This window comes from Pseudoalteromonas lipolytica, from assembly GCF_003515105.1.
Classification (GTDB): domain Bacteria; phylum Pseudomonadota; class Gammaproteobacteria; order Enterobacterales; family Alteromonadaceae; genus Pseudoalteromonas; species Pseudoalteromonas lipolytica.
In genome coordinates, this window is record NZ_CP032090.1 from 899,243 (window position 1) to 920,913 (window position 21,671).

18 protein-coding genes are annotated in these 21,671 nt (G+C 42.5%); 12 read left to right on the top strand and 6 right to left on the bottom strand.

The window, feature by feature from the left end:
• The first annotated feature begins 6 nt into the window (after nucleotides 1-6).
• From D0907_RS04145 to D0907_RS04180, 8 genes are all read left to right on the top strand, one after another.
• Complete coding sequence (locus tag D0907_RS04145) at nucleotides 7-1,383, top strand: SH3 domain-containing protein (RefSeq protein ID WP_065978431.1); 1,377 nt, start codon at nucleotides 7-9, stop codon at nucleotides 1,381-1,383.
• An 8-nt stretch (nucleotides 1,384-1,391) separates the two neighbouring features.
• A complete protein-coding gene (locus tag D0907_RS04150; RefSeq protein WP_118844065.1) occupies nucleotides 1,392-2,504 on the top strand; it encodes a mandelate racemase/muconate lactonizing enzyme family protein in 1,113 nt (370 codons plus the stop codon).
• Nucleotides 2,501-3,250 carry a L,D-transpeptidase family protein gene (locus D0907_RS04155; protein ID WP_118844066.1) on the top strand — a complete coding sequence of 250 codons (750 nt, stop codon included), beginning with the start codon at nucleotides 2,501-2,503 and terminating at the stop codon, nucleotides 3,248-3,250. The genes D0907_RS04150 and D0907_RS04155 overlap by 4 nt, the downstream gene beginning before the upstream one ends.
• Nucleotides 3,251-3,330: 80 nt before the next feature.
• Nucleotides 3,331-4,905, top strand: coding sequence for a sodium:solute symporter (locus tag D0907_RS04160; protein ID WP_036970547.1), 1,575 nt, complete (start codon nucleotides 3,331-3,333; stop codon nucleotides 4,903-4,905).
• Nucleotides 4,906-5,817, top strand: a complete 912-nt coding sequence (locus D0907_RS04165) for a glucosamine kinase nucleotide-binding domain-containing protein (protein ID WP_051501818.1) — start codon at nucleotides 4,906-4,908, stop codon at nucleotides 5,815-5,817.
• Nucleotides 5,807-6,742, top strand: coding sequence for an N-acetylmuramic acid 6-phosphate etherase (gene murQ, locus D0907_RS04170; protein WP_075593827.1), 936 nt, complete (start codon nucleotides 5,807-5,809; stop codon nucleotides 6,740-6,742). The genes D0907_RS04165 and murQ overlap by 11 nt, the downstream gene beginning before the upstream one ends.
• On the top strand, nucleotides 6,742-7,920 hold the full coding sequence (locus D0907_RS04175; protein WP_118844067.1) for an exo-beta-N-acetylmuramidase NamZ family protein: 1,179 nt from the start codon (nucleotides 6,742-6,744) through the stop codon (nucleotides 7,918-7,920). Before murQ ends, D0907_RS04175 begins: the two co-directional genes overlap by 1 nt.
• A gap of 95 nt (nucleotides 7,921-8,015) precedes the next feature.
• The gene (locus tag D0907_RS04180; RefSeq protein ID WP_118844068.1) at nucleotides 8,016-8,435 is read left to right on the top strand and encodes an energy transducer TonB; all 420 of its coding nucleotides are present in this window, start codon (nucleotides 8,016-8,018) and stop codon (nucleotides 8,433-8,435) included.
• A gap of 54 nt (nucleotides 8,436-8,489) precedes the next feature.
• Here D0907_RS04180 and D0907_RS04185 read toward each other — a convergent pair whose 3' ends face one another.
• On the bottom strand, nucleotides 8,490-11,531 hold the full coding sequence (locus D0907_RS04185) for a TonB-dependent receptor (protein WP_118844069.1): 3,042 nt from the start codon (nucleotides 11,529-11,531) through the stop codon (nucleotides 8,490-8,492).
• A gap of 373 nt (nucleotides 11,532-11,904) precedes the next feature.
• Nucleotides 11,905-12,750: a MurR/RpiR family transcriptional regulator gene (locus tag D0907_RS04190; protein WP_036970537.1), complete on the bottom strand. Its 846-nt coding sequence runs from the start codon at nucleotides 12,748-12,750 to the stop codon at nucleotides 11,905-11,907.
• Between the two features lie 340 nt (nucleotides 12,751-13,090).
• Between D0907_RS04190 and pbp4b the strand changes: the two genes are divergently transcribed.
• Complete coding sequence (gene pbp4b, locus D0907_RS04195; protein WP_118844070.1) at nucleotides 13,091-15,538, top strand: penicillin binding protein PBP4B; 2,448 nt, start codon at nucleotides 13,091-13,093, stop codon at nucleotides 15,536-15,538.
• Between the two features lie 94 nt (nucleotides 15,539-15,632).
• Nucleotides 15,633-17,009, top strand: a complete 1,377-nt coding sequence (locus D0907_RS04200; RefSeq protein WP_036970533.1) for a Na+/H+ antiporter NhaC family protein — start codon at nucleotides 15,633-15,635, stop codon at nucleotides 17,007-17,009.
• A 171-nt stretch (nucleotides 17,010-17,180) separates the two neighbouring features.
• Here the strand turns inward: D0907_RS04200 and D0907_RS04205 are convergent, their stop codons facing one another.
• The 4 genes from D0907_RS04205 to D0907_RS04220 all read right to left on the bottom strand — a co-directional run bounded on the left by D0907_RS04205 (nucleotide 17,181) and on the right by D0907_RS04220 (nucleotide 20,559).
• Nucleotides 17,181-18,317, bottom strand: a complete 1,137-nt coding sequence (locus D0907_RS04205; RefSeq protein ID WP_036970531.1) for a PQQ-dependent sugar dehydrogenase — start codon at nucleotides 18,315-18,317, stop codon at nucleotides 17,181-17,183.
• Nucleotides 18,318-18,764: 447 nt separating this feature from the next.
• Nucleotides 18,765-19,364 (bottom strand): hypothetical protein, encoded by a 600-nt coding sequence (locus tag D0907_RS04210; RefSeq protein ID WP_074989453.1) that lies wholly within the window; start codon nucleotides 19,362-19,364, stop codon nucleotides 18,765-18,767.
• A complete protein-coding gene (locus D0907_RS04215) occupies nucleotides 19,354-19,905 on the bottom strand; it encodes an RNA polymerase sigma factor (protein ID WP_065978423.1) in 552 nt (183 codons plus the stop codon). The genes D0907_RS04210 and D0907_RS04215 overlap by 11 nt, the downstream gene beginning before the upstream one ends.
• Before the next feature lie 6 nt (nucleotides 19,906-19,911).
• Complete coding sequence (locus tag D0907_RS04220; RefSeq protein ID WP_118844071.1) at nucleotides 19,912-20,559, bottom strand: energy transducer TonB; 648 nt, start codon at nucleotides 20,557-20,559, stop codon at nucleotides 19,912-19,914.
• Nucleotides 20,560-20,677: 118 nt separating this feature from the next.
• On the opposite strand from D0907_RS04220, the gene D0907_RS04225 reads away from it, so the two are divergent.
• Nucleotides 20,678-21,184: a DUF3087 domain-containing protein gene (locus D0907_RS04225; RefSeq protein ID WP_074989455.1), complete on the top strand. Its 507-nt coding sequence runs from the start codon at nucleotides 20,678-20,680 to the stop codon at nucleotides 21,182-21,184.
• Between the two features lie 9 nt (nucleotides 21,185-21,193).
• Entirely contained in the window at nucleotides 21,194-21,643 is a 450-nt protein-coding gene (locus D0907_RS04230) for a low molecular weight protein-tyrosine-phosphatase (RefSeq protein WP_036970515.1), read from the top strand.
• The last annotated feature ends 28 nt before the right edge of the window (nucleotides 21,644-21,671 follow it).

The following is a 21,671-nucleotide window of genomic DNA, read 5'->3' on the forward strand; positions in this document are numbered from 1 at the left end:
ACACACATGCGTCGTTCAATTATCGCTTTATCAATTAGCCTAGGTGTTGCCTTTAGCTCACCTATGCATGCCGAAGGGTGGCAGTCAGATGTGATAGCCGTCACTCAGTCACAGTTGTCACCTAGTTATTGGTTGCAGCAAGGCGCATCAGCAAAAATGCTCATGACAAATGCGCAAATTCAGGCGTTTAACGATAAGTTAATCAAAGAAAATAAGTACATTGTTGATCCACTGTCATTTCAAAAATCACTGTCTAAAGCCGAACTCACTAGCTTAATTAATCAAGCCAGCTCAGTGCCAAAAAGCCCGCGTTTTTTTACTGACGGACGTCAATTAACAGCGAAAGATTTTGCTAAATATCAGGCAAATTTAAATATTAATAAGGTCGCGAGTACTAACTTAGTTCGCTTTGGTGTGGTGGTGAAACGTACGTCATTACGGACCTTTCCAACGTGGGATCGGGTGCTCAACAGTGGCTTAGATCACGACCTAGATCGCTTTCAAGAAAGTGGCATGTTTCCGGGAGAGACTGTCGCTGTCTTGCATCAAAGCGCGGATAAAAAGTGGCTTTTAGTGCGTGCTTATAACTATTTAGCGTGGACGCCCGCTGAGGATATTGCTTTTGCCGATGCTGATAAAATTAAAGCGTACCGTGACCAAGAAAACTTTTTAGTCATCACTGGCGCTAAAGTGCACACTGCTTATGTGCCTAATGATGATGCACGCTCAGAAGTTCAGCTTGATATGGGGGTGCGTTTACCCCTTGTTGATAACGAGCAAGTTCCTTACTTACTGAATGGGCAAAATACCTATGCCAGCCATATTGTGCAATTACCAACGCGCGATGAAAATGGCCAATTAGCCATAAAGCCAGCAATGATCAGTAAAACCGCAGATGTAAATATCGGTTACCTCGCCTACACCGAACAAAACCTGATTAAGCAAGGCTTTAAGTTTTTAGGTGAGCGGTATGGGTGGGGGCACGATTACAATGGCCGAGATTGCACTGGTTTTGTGGGGGAAATTTATAAAAGTTTTGGTTTACTCATGCCACGTAACTCCGGTCAGCAAGGGAGCAGTGAGTACGGTAAAAATAGCCGCTTTGATAAAAATGCCAATGAAGCGTCTAAATTATCCGTTGTTAAGAATATGGCAATTGGTGATTTAATTTATATTCCAGGTCATGTGATGATGTATTTAGGTGAACACCAAGGTGAGCCGTACGTAATTCACGACGTGAAAGGGCTTGGCTACAACAAAGGCGATGGTAGTTTTTACAGCAGTGCTCTAAATGGGGTATCGGTTACTCCATTATTGCCGTTAAGACTCTCGCAAGAAACAAGCTATTTAGACCGTGTGTACAACATTAAACGTATTCGCTAGAGGCCTGTATGAAAATTAAAGCAATTCGTTTTGCAAAGCTCAAAGTGCCATTAGTGACCCCATTCAAAACGGCGTTGAGAGAAGTTAGTTTTATAGAAGATTTAGTGGTGATCATCGAGACTCACTGCGGCCAGATTGGTTATGGTTCAGCAGCATCAACCCCAGTTATTACAGGGGATACTCACCAAGGCATGATAAGCGTTATTAAGCAGTTTATTGCGCCGAAATTATTGGGCCTCGAAATAGAAAATATTAATCAGCTCACCCATATTATACAAACGACAGTAGTCGGTAATAGTAGCGCAAAAGCGGCGCTAGAAATTGCTGTTTATGATTTATGGGGCAAGCTTTATAAAGCGCCATTGTATAAATTACTCGGTGGCGGGCAATCAAAGCTTAAAACAGATATCACTATCAGTGTTGATAATATCGATAAGATGCTCAGCGACTGCCAGCTCGCAGTTGATCAAGGTTTCGATGTATTAAAAGTTAAAATCGGCAATAACCTGAATCAAGACATTGAGCGTGTTAAAGCAATTTATGCGGGCTTTGCAAGCAAAGCACTCTTGCGTCTTGATGTTAATCAAGGCTGGAGTGCTAAGCAAACAGTGCAGGCCTTACAGCAACTAGAACACGCCGGAGTCGTGCTTGAGCTTGTAGAGCAGCCTGTTAAAAGTAACGACATCCAAGGACTAAAATACATTACTGATCGTGTTAATACACCGATTATGGCCGACGAGAGTGCTTTTTCTCCTCAGCAGGTTATTCAGCTTTTAGAGCTTGGCGCCGTTGATATTATTAATATTAAGCTGATGAAAACCGGTGGGTTGAGCCGTGCGATTGAAATAGCCAATATCACTGCGCAGTATCAAGCGCAGTGTATGATTGGTTGTATGCTTGAGGGCAGTATTGCTGTGGCGGGTGCTGCACATTTAGCATCCGCAAAAGCCCAACAAATTAGTAAAATTGATTTAGACGGTCCAGCCCTTGGCCAGTATGATCCGGTGCAAGGTGGGGTTGAATTTAATGGCCCGCAGATCACGCTTTCGGATGCCCCAGGTCTTGGTATTGAATCAATCAACGGTCTTGAACTGATAACAAATGGAGTGTGGCCAGAATGAAAAAAATCTTTAGTTTTGTTGCAGCAATGAGTTTAACCGCCTGTGCAAGCTCGCAGCAGTACACGCCTGTGATTGATAATACACATCAACAATTAGTTGTGGTTGTAGCCAATGACAGTGACTCAATTGATGCGACGCTTTATCGCTTTGAAAAAAAAGGGCGACAATGGCAACAACAAGGTGATCAACACGCTGTTGTGCTTGGGCGTACTGGGCTTGCTTGGGGTGTTGGCTTACATCCAGCGCAAGCTGGTTTGCAAAAACAAGAGGGGGATGGCAAAGCGCCAGCGGGTATCTTTGAACTAGGTACTGCATTTGGTTACTTAGACACATTACAAACGAATCTTAGCTATCAAGCTATGACTGCTAACGATTACTGCATTGATGTAAAAGGGTCTCCTTTTTACAACCAACTCGTTGATAAGTCAGAAGTGGGAGACGCTGCGGTAAAAAACTCATCTGAATGGATGCGCCGTGATATTTACAGCCAAGACGACTTATATAAAAAGGGGATCGTGGTAAAGCACAATCCTTACAATGTCGATGGGGCGGGCAGTTGTATTTTTATGCATTTATGGCGTGCGCCCAGTAAACCAACGGCAGGATGTACAGCGATGACCGAAACCGATATGGATACCTTATTAGCTTGGCTTGATGAGCGTAAAAAACCATTATTGGTGAGTTTAACTAAGCAGCAATATCAGCAAAAACAAAGTCAGTGGCAATTGCCGGTACTGGAAAATTAAAAATAATAAAATAAAAGTATTTTATTTTTGTGGTAATGGTGGAATAATATATTCCATTAAGGTTTGAGTTAGGATAATAAATGAGTGCAAATTACGCATTACTCGATTGGTTAGTATTCGCAAGTTATGGCGCAATTTTATTGCTCAGTGGCTGGTGGTTTAATCGCAAACGTGCCAACTCAAGCCAAGATTTTTTCTTGGGTGGAAATAGCATGCCGACCTGGATGGTGGCTATTTCTGTTTTGGCGACGTCGCAATCTGCGGCAACCTTTATTGGTGGCCCTGATCAAGGTTATCAAGGTGATTTTTCTTATATCGCAACAAATATAGGGGCGTTTATTGCGGCATTTGTGGTGTCGGCATTTTTAATTCCTAAGTTTTACCAACAAAAAGTGTACACAGTGTATGAGCTGTTAGAAAAGCGTATAGGCCCAAAAGCTAAACGCCGTAGCGGTTTAATGTATTTATTTGGTCGTGTGTTTGCCAGTGGTGCGCGTCTTTATATGGCAGCCATCGCGGTGGCTATGATTTTATATGGCAATATACATGCCGACAGTGTGGTGATAGCGACCTTAGTACTGGCGCTGGCGGGGTTACTTTATACCTTTTTAGGCGGGATCCGCAGCGTTATCTATTCTGATGTTTTACAGAGTGTTGTTTATGTTAGTGCAGCGATCGCGGTTATTTGGTGTTTGCTGAATATTATTCCTGCCGATTTCTCGACCATTATAGCCACCTTAAATGAACCCGCTCCTGGTGCTGACTCGAAACTTGCTTTGTTTAAGTTTGATTTAGACTTTACGCCATCAGGGGTATTCAATATGGCCTCTGTATTAACCGGGTTTGTATTGTTAAATATTGCAGCATTTGGCCTTGATCAAGACATGACACAGCGTTTATTAACCTGTAAGAGTCCAAAAGAAGGCAGTAAGGCATTATTGCTATCGGTGCTGATGGTAATACCGGTTATGGCTATTTTTATCTTCATTGGCATGCTGCTTTATATTGTTTATCAGCAACCAACACTTATGAATAATCAGGCTGGAGAGGCGGTTGTACAAGAGTTTAATGGCGAAAAAATTACTATTTTTATGTATTACGTATTAAATGAAGTACCTGCAGGAATTAAAGGCTTGGTTAGTGTGGGCATAATCGCTGCGGCGATATCAACATTAAATTCGGGGCTGAGCTCAATGTCATCAGTGATAGTGCAAGATTTATATCGCCCGTATCTAGAAAAAGCCAATAAACACGTGAGTGACCACCACTTTGTTACAGCTGGTAGAGTGGGGATGGCAGTAGTTAGTTTAGCGTTGGCGTTGATGGCAATACTTTGCTATTTCTGGCAGCAATACAGTGATATGCCGTTATTAAAGTTTGCCTTAAGCGTTATGGTGTTTTCGTACAGCGGTTTATTGGGTGTTTATTTCACAACGTTATTTACAAAACGCGGCAGTGAAGGTTCTGTGCTCGCTGCATTAATTGTTGGTTTTGTTGTTACGCTATTAATGCAACCCTATATGATTGATTGGTTATTGCCTGAGTCGATGCGCTTTTATTTAGGTTTTACTTGGCAGTTATGTATTGGCACCTTGTTATCAACATTAGTGTGTTGTGTTGGCAAACCCAAAGCAAGTAATGAGGCATTTGCATAAATGACAGTGCGTTATGTTCTAGCCATTGATGGTGGCGGTACTAAAGTTTTAGCTGAACTGACAGAGCAATCCTCACAATTGACGTTTCGCTCACAAGGCGGGCCCGCGTCTATTTCGAATGATCTTGATTTAGCAGTTGAGAATATTGTGAAGGTTGTTCGAGACGTTTGCGAACAAAGTGGTGCAAAGGCCAGTGATATCGTTGCTGTAATGGGCCTCGCCGGAGGTGCATCAACCACATTAGCTGAGCAAGTTAAAGTAATGCTCAAGCTAATTTACGAGATTGAGTTTGCAAGTCTTCGCATAGAGAGTGATGCCATTACATCGCTTTATGGTGCAAATTTGGGGGAACCTTGTGTTGTTGTTGCCCTTGGTACAGGTGCTGTCGGTGCGCGTTTACAATCAAACAACCAAGCTAAATTAGTCGGTGGTTGGGGTTTTACTGTGGATGACTTTGGTGGCGGCGCGCGTATTGGTCTAATGGCTGTACAGTATTTATTAAACGATATAGATTGTTACGATTTACCAAAAAGCCGATTAACGATTCGCTTGAGTGAGCAGCTAGGATGCACTCGTCAAGCAATTAGTCATTGGCTTAAACAAGCCAAACCCGCGGATTATGCACGTTTTAGTCCGCTTGTGTTTAGCTTACAAAACGAATGTAAAGTAGCCAATAAGGTATTAACTGAGCACACGACGTCAGTGGTTGAGTTAATTAATAAAAGTCGCGGTACATCGCCGTTACCCGTAATTTTAATTGGGGGGCTTGCTAAGGTGAGCCAAGACTTATTGCCACTTACATTGCAAAACGAATTATCTCCTTGTAAAGGGGATTCATTAACTGGTGCCGCTATACTAGCGGTAAAGCATTACCATGACATTATTGAAAAAGGACAACGTAATGAGCCCTGAGCACGTCTTTAAGCATCAAAGTGAGTTACTTGAAGAATTAAACGGTATTGTCTCTGAAGGACAAAACCCTGACACTTTGGATATCGATCTGCTCAGCACCACTGAGATCCTCACAAAAATCAATAATGAAGATCACAAGGTTGCAGCAGCCGTTAAGCTGGTTATCCCGCAAATAAGCTTAGCAGTAGATCATATTGTTGAAGCATTTCAACAAGGTGGCAGACTTATTTATATAGGCGCAGGCACTAGCGGCCGTTTAGGTATTCTTGATGCTGTTGAGTGTGCCCCGACCTACAGTGTGAGCGAACAGCAGGTTTTAGGCATTATTGCTGGCGGTGACACCGCGTTTAAAAAAGCTGTTGAGGGTGCCGAAGATAGCACCACACTTGGTGTGGAAGATTTAAAAAATGCGAACCTTACAGGAAAAGATATCGTTGTGGGTATCGCTGCCAGTGGACGTACTCCATACGTGTGTGCTGCAATTGAGTATGCTAAGTCGTTAGGGTGTGTCACGGTGGGCATTACGTGTAACCCTGATTCAGCGGTGATGCGTTTACCGCAAATTGGTATTTGCCCTGTGGTAGGGGCAGAAGCTGTTACAGGCTCAACACGAATGAAGTCGGGTACGGCACAAAAGCTTGTACTTAATATGTTAAGCACTGCCAGTATGATCCGCACCGGTAAAGTGTATAAAAACCTGATGGTTGATGTAAATGCAAGTAACGAAAAGCTCCATGCACGTGCTATTCGTATAGTGATGCAGGCAACTAGTTGCTCACAGCAGCAAGCTGTCGATGCTTTAAAGCAAGCCGAGCAAAGTGCCAAATTAGCTATTTTGATTGTATTAACGGGTAAGCCTGCAGATGAGGCAAAACAGCTGCTTTGCCAAACGAATGGGTTTTTACGTAAAGCGGTGGAGGAATAATGCGTTTTTTAGCCATTTTAATTGTGAGCTGTTTAGCATTACTTGGTTGTAAGGAAACGCCAGTTAATGTGCCAGAAAAAGCACAACCATTACAAGTGGGGGCTGTTAACTATCAAGCCTATGTGCCAGAACTTAAAGGCAAGCGCGTTGGTTTAGTTGTCAATCAAACGTCAGAAATTAATGGTCAACATTTAGTCGACTTTTTACTCGAGAAAGGGGTTGTGGTGCGTAAAATATTTGCCCCGGAACATGGTTTTCGAGGCGATCATGATGCGGGTGCCCATGTAAAAAGTACTGTAGATGCCAAAACGGGCATCGATGTTGTTTCTATATACGGCAGCAATAAAAAACCGAACCCAGAAGCACTGGCTGATCTGGATGTTATTATTTTTGATATCCAAGATGTCGGTGTGCGCTTTTATACATACATCAGTTCAATGCATTATATGATGGAAGCGGCTGCTGAAAATGGTAAAGCATTTATTGTTCTTGATAGACCCAATCCGAACATTGCTTATGTCGATGGGCCAATTTTAGATCCCAAATTCCGTTCGTTCGTGGGTATGCATGAAATTCCCGTTTTACATGGTATGACGGTTGCTGAGCTTGCACAGATGATTAAAGGCGAAGGGTGGATAAATAACGCAGCTGAACTTCAGCTATCAGTGGTACCGGTGGCGAATTATAAGCGCACCATGACTTACGACTTGCCAGTAAAACCAAGCCCTAATTTGCCAAATGCTCAATCTATTCAGCTTTATCCATCATTATGTTTCTTTGAAGCGACACCCATAACCATTGGTCGTGGAACTGATTTTCCGTTCCAAGTCGTCGGCTATTCACCTGTAAAACTAGGAGAGTTTAGTTTTACGCCACGTGCGATTAAAGGGGCATCAATGAACCCTAAATTCAAAGACGTTGAGGTTTTTGGTCAAGATTTACGTGATTCAAACATGCATGGCTTAGATTTAAGTTTATTTATTGCTGCTTATCAACAACTAACCGATTCACAGCAGTTATTTTTTGAACGTGCTGAGTTTATGGATAAGTTAGCGGGCACAGATAAGCTTCGTTTAGCGATTGAGGCGGGACAAACCGAGCAACAAATAAAACAGAGTTGGCAAACTGAGCTTGCAGCATTTAAACGTAAGCGACAGCCCTATTTACTGTATCAATAACAAAACATTTCAAAAAGAGGCACTTGCCTCTTTTTTATTATCACTTTTTGACGGCTGTGGTAAATTTAGGCCCTGAATAATTAAAAGGATGTATTATGAAGGTCTATTTTTGTGCGGCAGTATTTGCCTTACTCTCTGGCTGCTCACAGGCCCCTAGCAAGGCTGCACGTATACTTGACTTAAGCGCCGATAAAAGCGCTGCAGATCAGCTATGGGCGTTAAAACGCGTAACTAAACCTAGCTATCCTAAAGTGGCACAGATGACCAAAAAAGCGGGCTGTGCACGCTTCATTATTACGATTGATCAACACGGGAATAGCAAAGATATTACCTTTCTAGAAAGTTTCCCCGCAGGCATGTTTATTAGTGAATCGCGTGAAGCACTTAGTGACTGGCACTGGCAAGCAACATCAAAAAACAGCCAGCAACACGCTATTAAACGTACGGTACAGATTGATTATTTTATGAAGCAGGCCATTAATTTAGATGAAGCAAAAACGTTTTGTACAATTTAGATTAAAAGGGATGAAAAAGGGCCGCATATGCGGCCCCCAACAGGATTGATTGGTTTAGAACTTGAAGTTAACTGAAAGCTGTAAACTACGTGGATTATAGTAACTGCGTGATTCACCATAGTTTTCATCAAGTACATACGGGTTTTTGTTGTAACCAGTTTGACGGTTAAAGACATTAAATAAGTCAGCACGGAATTGTAGTTCCATGTCACCTGAGAACGTAAAGTCTTGCGTGTAGTTCAAGTCAAGTTGCCAGTGGCTTGCTGTTCTTCGAGAACCAGAAGGTTCTGCATAACGACTAACATGGCTTGTCGGATAACCATACATAGTTCCATCCCAGTTTTCCCAAGCTTGACCAGACTGGAATACAAAGTACGCACCAATGTTTGCTTCCCACGGCACAGTGTAGTAACCATAGACTTTAACCTTATGCGGCTTATCTCCTGAAAGTGTGCCGTAACGGTTATCCCATGAGTAACGGCCGCGGCCATCACCATAGTATGATGAGCCAATAAAGTTATTTGCATCGTTACTTGTCGTGGTATTGTCTTGGTCGAAATTACCGTAGTAATGGCTCCACACATAAGAGGCATTGATATAGCTGTTTTCACCTAGGTATTCAGCTTCGATACTGGCTTCCCAGTATTTCGTTTCGCCGCCATCAACCTCAGCGATTACATACGATGAGCCACCGATTTCATCGATAATATCGGCAAGGTTTTCAACATAAAGGCCTTTATCTGCGATATGTTGTGGCACACCTTCGGCATCAACGCCTGAGTAATCAGTTAAGCGTGCATTGTTAGGCATATCTTCCCAAAAATGCATACCTTTACGGTGACGTACGTGAGCACGTAATACTAAATCAGAGCCCACATATTTCGTTGTGCCAAGCGTGAATTCATTGATACGACGAGGTTTCATGCCTTCTTGGAATGCTTTACCTGATGAACCACGTCGAGGTGATGCAGAAAGAATGTTGCCAGACTCATCTAGAAGTAGCTCAATTTCTGAGCGCGTATTACGGTCCCACGAGGCTGCACGAGCGAGTGAACTTGCTTCAGGATTATAAATTGCGAAATTTGCAAAGACTGAGTCTTCATCTGAGTACGTCCAAGTTGCACCTAAACGAGGTTGCAGCATATCACTCCAGTCTGTTTTATACATTTCGTACTTCTGTCCTGGAGCCAACTCATAACCTGAAACGGTGCCTGACTTCGCTTTTAAACCTTGCCCGTACCACGTATCTTGGCTTACGAGTAAACCGATATTATAAGTCCAGTCACCATGTTCTATGGTATCGTTTATTTCAAAATTGATACTACGCATTTCTGAGTTTATGCCAGAAACAGTTGTACCATCTTCAGTTGCCAGACTCATTTGCTGCACATGTGCACGATATATAGCATCTGCAGGGTCAAAGCCTGCCGTATCTGCATCAGCATCAACTAAACCGCCAAGGTAAGAGATGCGCCCCCAGCCATTTGATAAACGGGTAAGTTGTTCTTCACTTTCTTCCCATTTGGCACCAAAGTGGAGTGTATGGTACGTGTCACCCCAATCAAATTCATGTTCTAAGTTGAGTTCAAATGAATCACGATAGAAGTTTATATTGTCATATTGTGAATAAGCGCCAACACCACCGCTGCCTTTCATTACACCATCTTCAAGATAGCCATAAGTATTAATTAATGCGGTAGCTCCGGCATTATAAATAGCGATTTGCTCTTCTGTGAAACCTTCTTTAGAGACATATTCTCTTGGTTTTGGCACCGAAAAATAGCCCATCTGAGTAAGGTTGTTAACATCAAGCTGACTATTTAACGAAGGTACGACACTCAACTCAGTATCTGGTTTCGAACCTGTTTCTAATTCAAACTTACTGTATTGGAATGACAGGGTGGTTGCAGAGCCTAAAATCCAAGAGCCATCTAACGTAAAGATATCTTGGTCGGCTTTGCTACCAACAGATACACTGTCAGTTTCGTAAGCGCCTATTGAATCGCCTTTTACCTCTTTATCAGAGGTACGTTGTGAAATATTAATTAAAATATCGTCGGTCGGTGCCCATGTAAGCTTACCGAAGTATTCGTCACGGATACTTTCATAGTCTTTTACTTCGCCATAAGCTGTATTCTTGTTAGCCTTCGTTTCTTCAGGGCGATAATACGAGGTATAAAAGTACAGTGTATCTTCAATCAGCGGTCCACCTAGGCTTGCAGTTAACCAGCTTTTATCCATCTCATAACTTTCTTCGCCTATAGGGGTCGCAACAAAACTCTTCGGTTGTGCTTTGTATTCAACGTTACCGTGAAATTCATCAGTACCAGATTTTGATACTGTATTGATTGAGAAGCCACCTGAACGGTTAAAGCCTACCGCTTTAGCACCACCGCGGTCCATGGTGACATACGCCACGTCATGGGTCGAAGGCTCTGACGCTAAATTACCAAACATTGGCATAGAAACATTTACGCCATCAAAACCGTATGAGTTATCAACCCCTGAACCACCTGCTGACGGACCTAAAACTGTGTTCGCCGAAAGCTCCACACCTGGTACAAGTTTTAATAGGTCTCGGTAGTCTTGACCCACTGGCACGTTGTTGATTGCCTCTTCGCCTAGTGAGTTGGTCAGAGCTGACTTACCCTGACGGTATAATTTACTACCAGTAATGGTGATGACCTCAACATTTTCATTTGCGCCGCCGAAGGTAACGTTAAGGCTCGATGTTTGCTCAAGCAAAACATCGACGGTCATCGTTTGAGTGACCCCGTTTTTATCGGTGAAAGTGAGTTCATAAGTCCCCGGTTTTAGTTGGGGTAAGTCGTAGCTTCCGTCTTCACGAGTCACAACAGTGCGTGGTTTCGGCATTACGTTACTTTTTGCCGTTACCGTGATCCCCGCCAGAGACTGCTGTGCCTCTGGTGTTGATACTTTACCCTTGATTCCACCGGTTAAATTAGCAAAGGCTGGTGCGCTGGCTAAAGCCGCGGCCATTACAACACCTGTTAGAGCTGTTTTCTTTGCGCGAAGTGCATTATGTGTCGCTTTAGCTATGGAGCTTATTACGAGTGAGGATGCATGTTGTTTCATTGTTTCCCGTCCTTATATTTATATGCTTTGTTGGACTGCTTACCCAATTGAGACTTATGAACTTTAAAATTATGTTGCCTATACATTAAACAGCTGTTAGAAGAATCGGTCAAGAATATTTTTTTGTTACTCATGTTTGTTTGTGGAATAAAATATATTACCTTTATTGGGTAAGTGTTTGTGTTCATTTGCTTTTAAGAGCATACGGAATGTGAGGGGCTTTTTTGTAAGAAATTATGATCGCTTTATTTTTTATTAGCTTATACAAATCAATACATAACAAGATAGGTGAGGTGCAAATTTAGTTGCTAAATAAAGGCATAAAAAAAGCAGCTTTCGCTGCTTTTTTAGGTTTATAGTCAGTATTTAAAAATTAGTTATTCTTAAATTCGCCTACAACTTCATTAGAATGTTCTAGTAATTTCCTGCCTTGTCGACTCGATTGAGTCAGTGCAATGAACAGAATATCAATGACAAAATCTTGTGCAGTTCGGGCTAAAATTGATGACAGCCTTACTGATTCACCTTCAGCAACAGAGTAGAGTTTTACATCTGCTGAGTCTGCGACGGGGCTACTACCAAACTTAGTGACTGAGATCACTGCGCTGTCGTTTTTCTTAGCTTGTTTAACGACCTCAGCAATTTCACGGGTCATCCCCGATTCACTAATTGCAATAACCAAGTCACCTTTTGAAAACGTAGCAACGTAGGCAAGTTGGGCGTGGCCGTCTGGTTCAGCGATAGCTGGCATTCCTAGTTTTTGTAATTTATAAGAGAAATCTTTGGCAACCAGCGCCGAGCCACCTAAACCGCAAATAAGAATACGTTTAGCTGATTTTAATAATTCAACCGCTTTTTCGATTGCAGGCGCTTCGTTAAGGTTTTTGGTTTCAGTTAAAACGGCCAGTTTACTGCTGAGTAATTTTTCGGCAATTTGTTCAAGAGAGTCGTTTAAGGTAATTTTACCGTGTAACTTGGGCTCGCTGCTTTCATCGTTTAGTGCATCGATAACGGCTAGCTTAAAAGCAGGAAACCCTTTGTAACCTAATTTTTGTGAAAACTTAACCACGCTTGATTGGCTAACACCAACCACTTTTGCTAATTCAACAGAGGATAAATTACGAATCGCATTGGCCGAGTTTAATGTGAAATCTGCTAGTTTTGCTTCGCTGCTCGACAAAGACTGGCGTAAGGCTTTAATTTTTACAAAAGTAGACATTCGGGCTCACTTTGTTAGTTAACTTATTCTTTGTGTAATACAAACTTTTCAATCGAAAATATTAAGCGCCAAGACGCAAAATTAAGTATAAACGACGAATTATTTTTGTTTTACTCGAATTAACTTTGGAATATTTTTCTTAATTTAGATGGAATAATATAGTTTTATTCCATAATAGATACAACATTATTTGTTGAGATAGCACCATTTTTAGTGAGGTAGCGATAATGTATGCTTTTTATTCTTAGATCTTAAAATAAAATATTTTACATGTTAAGTCGGTGTTGCTACTGTATTGCAGTGAATCGTCAATGCTTAAAACTTCAGGTATGAAACTGTTATGAGTTTTCCCTCTTTAAAAACATTACTTAAACAGCTGTGTTATCTCAGTGGCGCTGCGCTTTTAGTCAGTTGTGCCAGTAATCAATATACGTTTACCCAGTCAGCTAACTACAGTCATCGCGTTAAGTTTTTAGTGATGCACTACACCGCGATTGATTACGAAAAGTCGATGCGAGCTTTAGTGGATGAAGGGGGCTTAAGCTCACATTACTTATTACCGGAGTCGGGCGATTCAAGTTATCCGCACGATAAATTAGAAATTATTCAACTTGTTGATGAGAACGATCGCGCGTGGCATGCTGGACGAAGTTACTGGCAAGGACGTGAAGATTTAAACGATCACTCCATTGGCATTGAAATAGTGAATGTGCCTACATGTCATATTCCTGAGCATAGTTCGCCTGCAATGCAAAATGATGCAAGCAAGCTGTGTATTTATCCTGATTATGATGCCAAGCAAATTGAATTATTAATTACGTTAAGCAAAGATATTCTTAAACGCAATCCAGATATTGGGCCAACTCAAATTGTAGGGCATTCAGACATTGCGCCAAGTCGTAAAAATGATCCTGGTCCGCGTTTTCCTTGGTATCAATTATATAAAGCGGGTATTGGCGCGTGGTACGACAGCGACACGGTCGATAAGTATTGGCAGTTATTTAGTGCATCGAAACCTTCGACAGAGTTAATGCAAAAAGCCATGCGCAGCTACGGTTACGAGGTGATTGCAACAGGGCAACTTGATTCACAAACATTAGATGCGTTGAGCGCCTTTCAAATGCACTTTTTACCTTGGCATGTTAGCGGTAATAACGATGCCAGAAGTGCAGCTGTGCTGTTTGCTTTATTAGAAAAGTATTTTCCTAAAAAGAGCGAGAGACTGTTTAAAGAGTATCAGCAACAGCAACTGGCAACGGAGCCTGAGACAACGGTGCTTGCGAATGCACAAGTTGTCGTACGTATTCCATCGCTCGACCCTAGTAGCCGTGAGTTAGTAAATAACCGAGGCACGTTTCAAGCGTATAAGGGACGTGGTGAAATAATCATTGAAAATCACGATGCCCGCAGTGCTGATATTTATATTAATGGTGAAAAAATTAATATCGCATCACCATTAACAGCTGAAAAAGTATATCAATACAGCTTAGCGAAACGCACTCATAACGGTATTAACACCTTTAAAGTTGACAATGTTCAACCCGAGGGGGCGAGCTTAACATTGCGGTTTCCTTACCCAACGTTGATTAAAAACACACATAAAGACCGTTTTAAGGCTGTTGATGAGCTGATAAATCAAGAAGTCGCCGCAGGATTTCCTGGCGCTGTGCTTGGCGTTATTAAAGAGGGTGAGTTAATTAAATTAAGCCACTATGGCGCTGCTAAAAAGTACCATGCAGATGGCACATTACTCGCATCGCCTGAAGCGATGAAAAACGATACCTTATTCGACATTGCCTCGAATTCAAAAATGTTTGCTACTAACTTTGCGTTAATGAAACTTGCAAGCGAAGGTAAGTTAGATGTAGAAAAACCATTATTTTATTACCTGCCAGAATTTAGAGGCAGCGGTCGAGAGCAGCGTTTAGTAAAGGATTTGCTCACGCATAGCGCAGGTTACCCTGCAGTGGTTGATTTTCACCGTAAAGATAATAAATTTGGCGAACGGTTTTTCTCGCAAAACAGTTTACGTACCAAAAATTTACTGCTTACAGGAGTGCCTTTTGTGGCGGGGCGTAATGTAAAGCACCTCTATTCAGATATTGATTACATGTTGCTAGGCGTATTGATTGAGCGCATTAGCGGTATGCCTCTCGACAGCTATGTTGAAAGCCAACTCTATCAGCCGCTAGGGTTAACACACACAGTGTACAACCCTTTGCAAAAGGGATTTTTAGCGTCGCAGATTGCTGCAACTGAAATAAATGGTAACACCCGTGGCGGGCGTATTGAGTTTGACAATATTCGTACCGATGTATTGCAAGGTGAAGTACATGACGAAAAAGCCTTTTATGCTTTAGGGGGCGTAGCAGGGCATGCAGGCCTCTTTAGTACGGCTGGCGATATAATGGTATTGATGCAGGTGCTGCTTAACGGCGGTGGCTACGACAATAAACAGTTATTTACCCCACAAGTACTCGCGCAATTTACTCAGCCTCAAGCCAGCGACGAAACCTATGGCTTAGGCTGGCGAAGAGCAGGGCACCAAGCACGCACATGGCATTTTGGCCCGTATGCCAGCCCAAGAGCCTATGGTCATACTGGCTGGACCGGCACCGTTACTGTGATTGACCCCGAGTATGACCTTGCCATCGTGTTACTTACCAATGCCCGTCACACACCTATTGAGGGCAACGATAAAAGTTATGAATTTGTCGGAAAGCGTTTTGAAACAGGTAAGTATGGTTCAATTATCTCACTGATTTATGAGAGTATATTAAATCACTAGTCGATTTAAGTTGAGTTTAGCGGCAAAGCCATTAAGCTTAGCGAGTTTTTGCATAATAAAAATAAAATATTGGTCTTAATTTAAAAGGGTTTTTATGTCTTGGTATTCAATTTTACCACCCTTGATTGCTATCTTAATTGTGTTTTGGCGCAAAGAAGTGATCATGGCTTTATTGGTCGCCGTTGCGTCGTCTGAGTTTTTGCTAGCCCTCAATGGTGAAGGCAATAGTGTGTTTTACACTTTTATCAATACCATTGAACGGGTAATCGAAGTCGCGAGCTCAGCGGGTAACAGCCGTATTCTTATTTTTAGTATTTTGATTGGTGCACTGCTTGCCTATATTCGTGAATCTGGCGGTGTGGCAGCAACCGTAAACCTATTAATGAACAAAGGTGTTGCTAAAAGTAAGCGCCAAGTGGGTTATTTAACCATGTTCTCGGGCATTGCGGTGTTTATTGAATCGAACTTGAGCGTATTAACTTCGGGTATTTTATCGCGAGGTTTATTTGATAAATTTAAAATGAGCCGGGCGCGTCTTGCCTATATTATTGATAGTACCAGTGCACCCGTGTGTATTTTAATTTTACTTAACGGCTGGGGTGCGTATGTGCTTGGCCTACTTGGTAACTACGAGATGGAAGAGTCTGCTGTTTCGGTACTGTGGGGCAGTATTGGTTATAATTTTTATGCGATTATCACCTTGCTCATCGTGTTTTATACCATTACTTTCGACAAAGTACATGGGCCATTAAAACAAGCCGAAGAGAACTTTGAGCAGCAAGAAACCGAATTAGCAGAAGAAGTTAAAGGCTCAAAAGCGCGTTACATGCTTATTCCACTTATTACCTTAATTGGCAGCATGGTTGGCTTTATGTTCTGGACTGGCGATGGCGATATTGCTAGTGGCAGTGGCTCAAAATCAGTGTTGTATGCAACCATTTTAGCCTGTGTAGTCGCTTACTTTTTAATGATTAGCTCTCGTGATTTTACTCACCATAAGCTTGTTGATATTGGGTTTAAAGGCATGGGTGAATTATTACCGCTGGTTGCAATTGTCTTGTTATCACTCACACTTGGTGCGAGCTTAAAAGACTTAGGCACCGGTGTGTTTGTAGCGGGGCTTGTGGGTGATTTCTTACCTATTTACCTTGTTGTGCCAGTGCTATTTTTAACCGGAGCGGTTATTTCATTCACAACGGGCACCTCGTGGGGCACATTTGCCATTCTTATTCCAATTGGTGTGCCGCTTATTCAAGCGCTAGGTTTACCGCCTTCACTGGTTATTGCTGCCATTCTAGGTGGCGGTGTGTTTGGCGATCACTGCTCGCCAATTTCAGATACAAGTGCGGTATCGGCGATTGCCTCTGGGTGTGACTTATTAACCCACGTTAAAACTCAAATGCCTTACGCCTTATTCGGCGGCGCATTAACCTTTATCGCTTATTTGGTAACCAGTATTTTGGTTTTGTAACTTTAAGCCCTTAAGCAAACAATAAAAAACCACAGAGAAATCTGTGGTTTTTTATTGTCCGTACCTCGTATTTCTAGGCTCGCTTCTCAAATCTCGATAGCCAGCACGTTCAAATCTGATATCTGACGACTGAAAACTAGCTTCTTCGAGGTGACAGCTTAAGGCTTGGAGCTAGGCTTTAGGCACAACTTTATAAATACCTACACCATCAACCCCAAGGTATAAATCTCCATTTGGATGGGTCGCAATACTGCGCACTCTGCCAACACCCTCAAATACTTTGCTGTGGCCAGTGACTTTATTACCATCGAGTTTAACAAGCACAAGGTGAGCAAACTTCATTGAGCCCACGGCTATTTGCCCTTGCCACTGCGGGTATTTATCGCTATTTATAAACGCCATACCAGAGGGCGCAATTGAAGGTACCCAGTACCAATCAGGTTGCTCCATGCCTTCGCGGCTTGTTTCATCAGTGATTTTTGTACCAATGTAGTTAATGCCGTAGGTGATCTCAGGCCAACCATAATTAGCCCCAGCTTTAATAATATTAATTTCATCTCCCCCACGAGGGCCATGTTCATGACTCCAAATTACCCCAGTTTCTGGGTGCATAGCCATACCTTGAGGATTACGGTGACCATATGAGTAAATGCTTTTACGCGCGCTCTTATGGTTATAAAAAGGGTTTGATTCAGGAATAGAGCCATCACTGTTGATACGGTGAATTTTACCCGCATCGTAATCAAGGCTTTGTGGGTGAACATCTCTGTCGCCACGGTCGCCAATCGAAAAATACAAATAACCGTCTTTATCAAACTCAATACGCGAACCATAGTGTTTAGTTGTTGTGGTATTTGGTTCACCATTAAATAAGAGTTGCTGGTCTACAAGCGTCATGTCCTTTAAACGTGCACGCATTATTGAGGTGTTATAGCCTTCATCATCACCTTCATAACCTGAGTAAGAAAGGTAAATCCAGCCATTGTCGGCAAAATTTGGGTCGAGCTCTATATCAAGTAATCCCCCTTGGCCTTCTGCGTGAAGCTTAGGAGTTCCTTTGATTATTTGTTTATCAAGCTGACCATCGCGGATCAGCCTTAACTCACCACGCCTATCGGTCACTAATAAATCACGCTCGTTTAGCCACGCCATACCCCAAGGGATCTGAATCCCTTTACTCACTAATTCAAGCTCATACTTATTGGCACTGGCATCTAACGGAATTGTTTGCTCTGGCTGCGCACATGCCTGCAAGCTGGTTAAACTGATAGAAGCGACGACGAGGCTGCTAAATAAAGACTTTTTCATGGTTACTCCAAATTATTAAGCACAATACTATTAGCCTAGCTTGTTCGTAGGTAAATTGTTATTAACTTTCAGTAAAGTGCGACTATTGGTAGAAAAAGCGGGATAGAACAAAAGCGGTTGTAAGTTAGGGGTTAGGGGTTAGAGGCTAGAGGTTAGAGGTTAGGGGTTAGAGGTTAGGGGTTAGAGATTAGAGGTTAGAGATTAGAGGTTAGAGATTAGAGGTTAGAGGTTAGAGGTTAGAGGTTAGAGGTTAGAGGTTAGGGGTTAGAGGTTAGAGGTTAGAGGTTAGAGGTTAGAGTAGGAGTAGGAGTAGGAGTAGGAGTAGGAGTAGGAGTGGCTTCAGCCGTGAATTACGTGAGATTAGTACGCAGGGTAAACCCGCTTCTCGCTTCTCATTACTCGAAGTTAGCGCAATCGACTCACAACTAACGACTGGAAACGAGTGTCTTAACTTTCACATTTCACGGCCTCATGCGTTAACTGTTTAAGTGCGATGATTTGCCCTTGTTGGTTTTGGTCAAGGGCCAACAGGTCGCCTTGGTGAATGTGGGTATCGAGTGTGCCGTGTTTTTGTAGCTCTTCAAGTAGTGACTGTTTTATTTGTACGAGTATATTTTGCTCGCAGTCTGCGATATACCAATCGTTATCAACACTGACTAAGCGGCCAGTGAAGCGGGTACGGGTTTGATGAGCTGCAAGGGCGTGTTGGTAGTCGGCATCTAGGGTCTGTTTTTGTTGTTTTAGGTTGCTGACATAGCTGCCTTTTGCGTCAAGTTCATGAACTTCAAGCCAGTGGTAATCTGATAAATCTACAGCATATACGTCAGTCAGTTCGCGGTTATTGTATTGCAACATAATAAAGCCCAAAATGGCCAGCGCAGCAAAAACACCTGTCATTTGAAGTCCTAAAAAGCGTTGCTGTTTTGAGCGAGCTTGTTGTGGCTTTTGCATTTGCGTCAGCTGCTCAGGACTTAAAGTATGCTGTGCTTTGCGTTTTTGATAATGCGCTTTTAAATCGGCATCAAATTGCTCGTCGTCACGCTTCATGATTGCCTCCAAGTTGTTGTTTTAGGTTTTGACGGGCGTATCGCAGCCGAGTTTTTATGGTCTCATGGTTGCTTTGTGTAATGGCAACAATGTCATCGAGGCTAAAGCCTTCTTGCTGTAATGTCAGGGCTTCTCGCTGTACAAAGCTAAGCGCCATTAGTGCTTTATCAAATGCGTCATAATCGTAGTGATAACTTGCATCGTGTGGCTCAGACACTAGCTGGTTGTCTTCTAGTTCAACAAATTTTTGTTGTTTTCGAAACTCATCAATTAGCACGTTACGCGCTAAACGAAATAGCCACGCTTTTGGGTTGTTTTGCGCGTGATAAAAGTCACGTTTATCAATGACTTTTAACCAGGTTTGCTGGCAAATATCGAATGCTAAATCTTTATCACTTTGTGTTACTAGGTAGTGATAAAGGTCGTTACCGTATTGAGCAACAAGTTGGTTGAGATAACGGTTGTCGCCTGTTTTGGCATACAGCGCCAAACAATCGCTGTTTGGCGTGTCAAATAACCATGTCTTGATGCTCATTAGCATAGGCCGTTATCCATCTATTTTAAAATCAAGTTGAACGCTTTGGTTTGTTTGTAATTGTGCCACACCTTCAACTACTTTGGGGCGGTATTTCCAACGTTTTATAGCGCGAATAGCTTCTCGGTCAAATACTCGTTTTGGCTCAGCGTCAATAATGACTGGGTCGATAACTTCGCCGGTGGGTGAAATGCTGAAACTAATTTGCACCCATCCTTCAATACCATCACGTGCAGCAACAGGGGGATACTTAGGGTTAATACGCACGATAGGGGTCGCATCACCGGTTGGTTGATTAATTGCTTTACTGAGTGAGTCGCCAATGCCATCAAATTTTATAGTAGGTGTTGCATCGGAAATGATTATTGTATCTGGGTTTTCAGCAGCTGGCCGCGGGGGCGTTTTCGGTGGCACCTGAGCAACGGGCGGTGGCGGCAAAGTTTGCTTTACTTGCACTTTTGAGTCTTCGGGCACTTGGTAAATTTCAACGGTGATATCGGGGCCCATTTTTATATCTGCGCGTTGCTCTGCTGAAATTAGGTATTGCATAAAAGCAAATGCAGCAAAGGTCATTACCCCGCCACCTATAATTGCGACGGTTGTCTTTAAAGCGCCATTGCTGTTATTCAAGCTTGCTGAGTTTAGTGGTAAAGTATGCATAGCCGTTCCTTTTTGGATAATTGCTTTCATAGCTAAAACGGCTGGCAAATAAAAAAGGGGTGAAACTATTTTCACTTTTTATTTTTTCACTTTAATTAGTGTGATTCTTTAGGTAGTTATGAAACTCATTCAAATAGATAAAGCCCGTTACCGTAAGCATTTAAACCACGTTATTGTAGCGTGTGTTATTGCTTTAGCCGTTGGTAGTTTAGCCATTTCACAAACCTTGATTGCGTTATTCCCAGACCCAAGTGGGAGTCATTTTCACTGGAATCTATTGGGGGTTGTTGTGTGCAGTTTGCTGGTGGGCTTTGTACTCAATAAATACCGCAACCATGATTATATGACCGAGATTGTGTATGTGTGGGAGCTTAAAAAAGCGCTGAATAAGATTACCCGTAAAATGCCAAAGCTAAAAGCGGCTGGGCGTGAGGGCAATGCCGATGCTTTATTAGCGATTCATTACAGCTATGCTGGCTCGCGTTTGTTATGGCAGCTCGACGACAACACCATCACTATGGATGAGCTGGCAATTAAACAAGCTGAGCTTGATAGTGTCGCCGAGAAATATAATTTAAGCCTGGATGCCGAGCGCTATGATGAGGCTATTTTAAAGAACTTTTAAGGACGAGTAATGAAGAAGGTTTTGGTTGTATGTTTGGGTAATATTTGCCGCTCACCAACTGCTGAAGCGGTGCTCAGAAGTCGTGCAAAGACGCTTAATGTTAATGTAAAAGTCGACTCAGCAGGCACGATTGGCTATCACCAAGGTAATCCACCTGATTCACGTTCAAAAGCAGCAGGCGAAAAACGAGGCTACAGCTTTAAAGGGATTTATTCGCGCCCGGTTACGCAGGCTGATTTTTATGAGTTTGATTTTATTTTAGCGGCTGACAAGCAAAACCTTGCTGATTTACACGCGCAATGCCCTGAGCATTTGCAATATAAATTGTCGTTATTTTTAAGCCATGGTGATGCGGGCGAGCAAGAAATTCCCGATCCTTACTATGGTGGCGATCAAGGTTTTGAAAAGGTCCTAGATTTAATCGAAAACGCGGCGGATAACTTGCTCAAAAAGCTTTAATTTTTTTAAAAGGTCGCACTGCGACCTT

Bases quoted from the DNA above. Each gene is read 5' to 3' on its own strand.
- murQ (WP_075593827.1), top strand. From the start codon at position 5,807: ATGAGCCCTGAGCACGTCTTTAAGCATCAAAGTGAGTTACTTGAAGAA.
- D0907_RS04175 (WP_118844067.1), top strand. From the start codon at position 6,742: ATGCGTTTTTTAGCCATTTTAATTGTGAGCTGTTTAGCATTACTTGGT.
- pbp4b (WP_118844070.1), top strand. From the start codon at position 13,091: ATGAGTTTTCCCTCTTTAAAAACATTACTTAAACAGCTGTGTTATCTC.
- D0907_RS04145 (WP_065978431.1), top strand. From the start codon at position 7: ATGCGTCGTTCAATTATCGCTTTATCAATTAGCCTAGGTGTTGCCTTT.
- D0907_RS04230 (WP_036970515.1), top strand. From the start codon at position 21,194: ATGAAGAAGGTTTTGGTTGTATGTTTGGGTAATATTTGCCGCTCACCA.
- D0907_RS04185 (WP_118844069.1), bottom strand. From the start codon at position 11,531: ATGAAACAACATGCATCCTCACTCGTAATAAGCTCCATAGCTAAAGCG.
- D0907_RS04205 (WP_036970531.1), bottom strand. From the start codon at position 18,317: ATGAAAAAGTCTTTATTTAGCAGCCTCGTCGTCGCTTCTATCAGTTTA.
- D0907_RS04215 (WP_065978423.1), bottom strand. From the start codon at position 19,905: ATGCTAATGAGCATCAAGACATGGTTATTTGACACGCCAAACAGCGAT.
- D0907_RS04225 (WP_074989455.1), top strand. From the start codon at position 20,678: ATGAAACTCATTCAAATAGATAAAGCCCGTTACCGTAAGCATTTAAAC.
- D0907_RS04180 (WP_118844068.1), top strand. From the start codon at position 8,016: ATGAAGGTCTATTTTTGTGCGGCAGTATTTGCCTTACTCTCTGGCTGC.
- D0907_RS04200 (WP_036970533.1), top strand. From the start codon at position 15,633: ATGTCTTGGTATTCAATTTTACCACCCTTGATTGCTATCTTAATTGTG.
- D0907_RS04220 (WP_118844071.1), bottom strand. From the start codon at position 20,559: ATGCATACTTTACCACTAAACTCAGCAAGCTTGAATAACAGCAATGGC.
- D0907_RS04155 (WP_118844066.1), top strand. From the start codon at position 2,501: ATGAAAAAAATCTTTAGTTTTGTTGCAGCAATGAGTTTAACCGCCTGT.
- D0907_RS04210 (WP_074989453.1), bottom strand. From the start codon at position 19,364: ATGAAGCGTGACGACGAGCAATTTGATGCCGATTTAAAAGCGCATTAT.
- D0907_RS04150 (WP_118844065.1), top strand. From the start codon at position 1,392: ATGAAAATTAAAGCAATTCGTTTTGCAAAGCTCAAAGTGCCATTAGTG.
- D0907_RS04165 (WP_051501818.1), top strand. From the start codon at position 4,906: ATGACAGTGCGTTATGTTCTAGCCATTGATGGTGGCGGTACTAAAGTT.
- D0907_RS04190 (WP_036970537.1), bottom strand. From the start codon at position 12,750: ATGTCTACTTTTGTAAAAATTAAAGCCTTACGCCAGTCTTTGTCGAGC.
- D0907_RS04160 (WP_036970547.1), top strand. From the start codon at position 3,331: ATGAGTGCAAATTACGCATTACTCGATTGGTTAGTATTCGCAAGTTAT.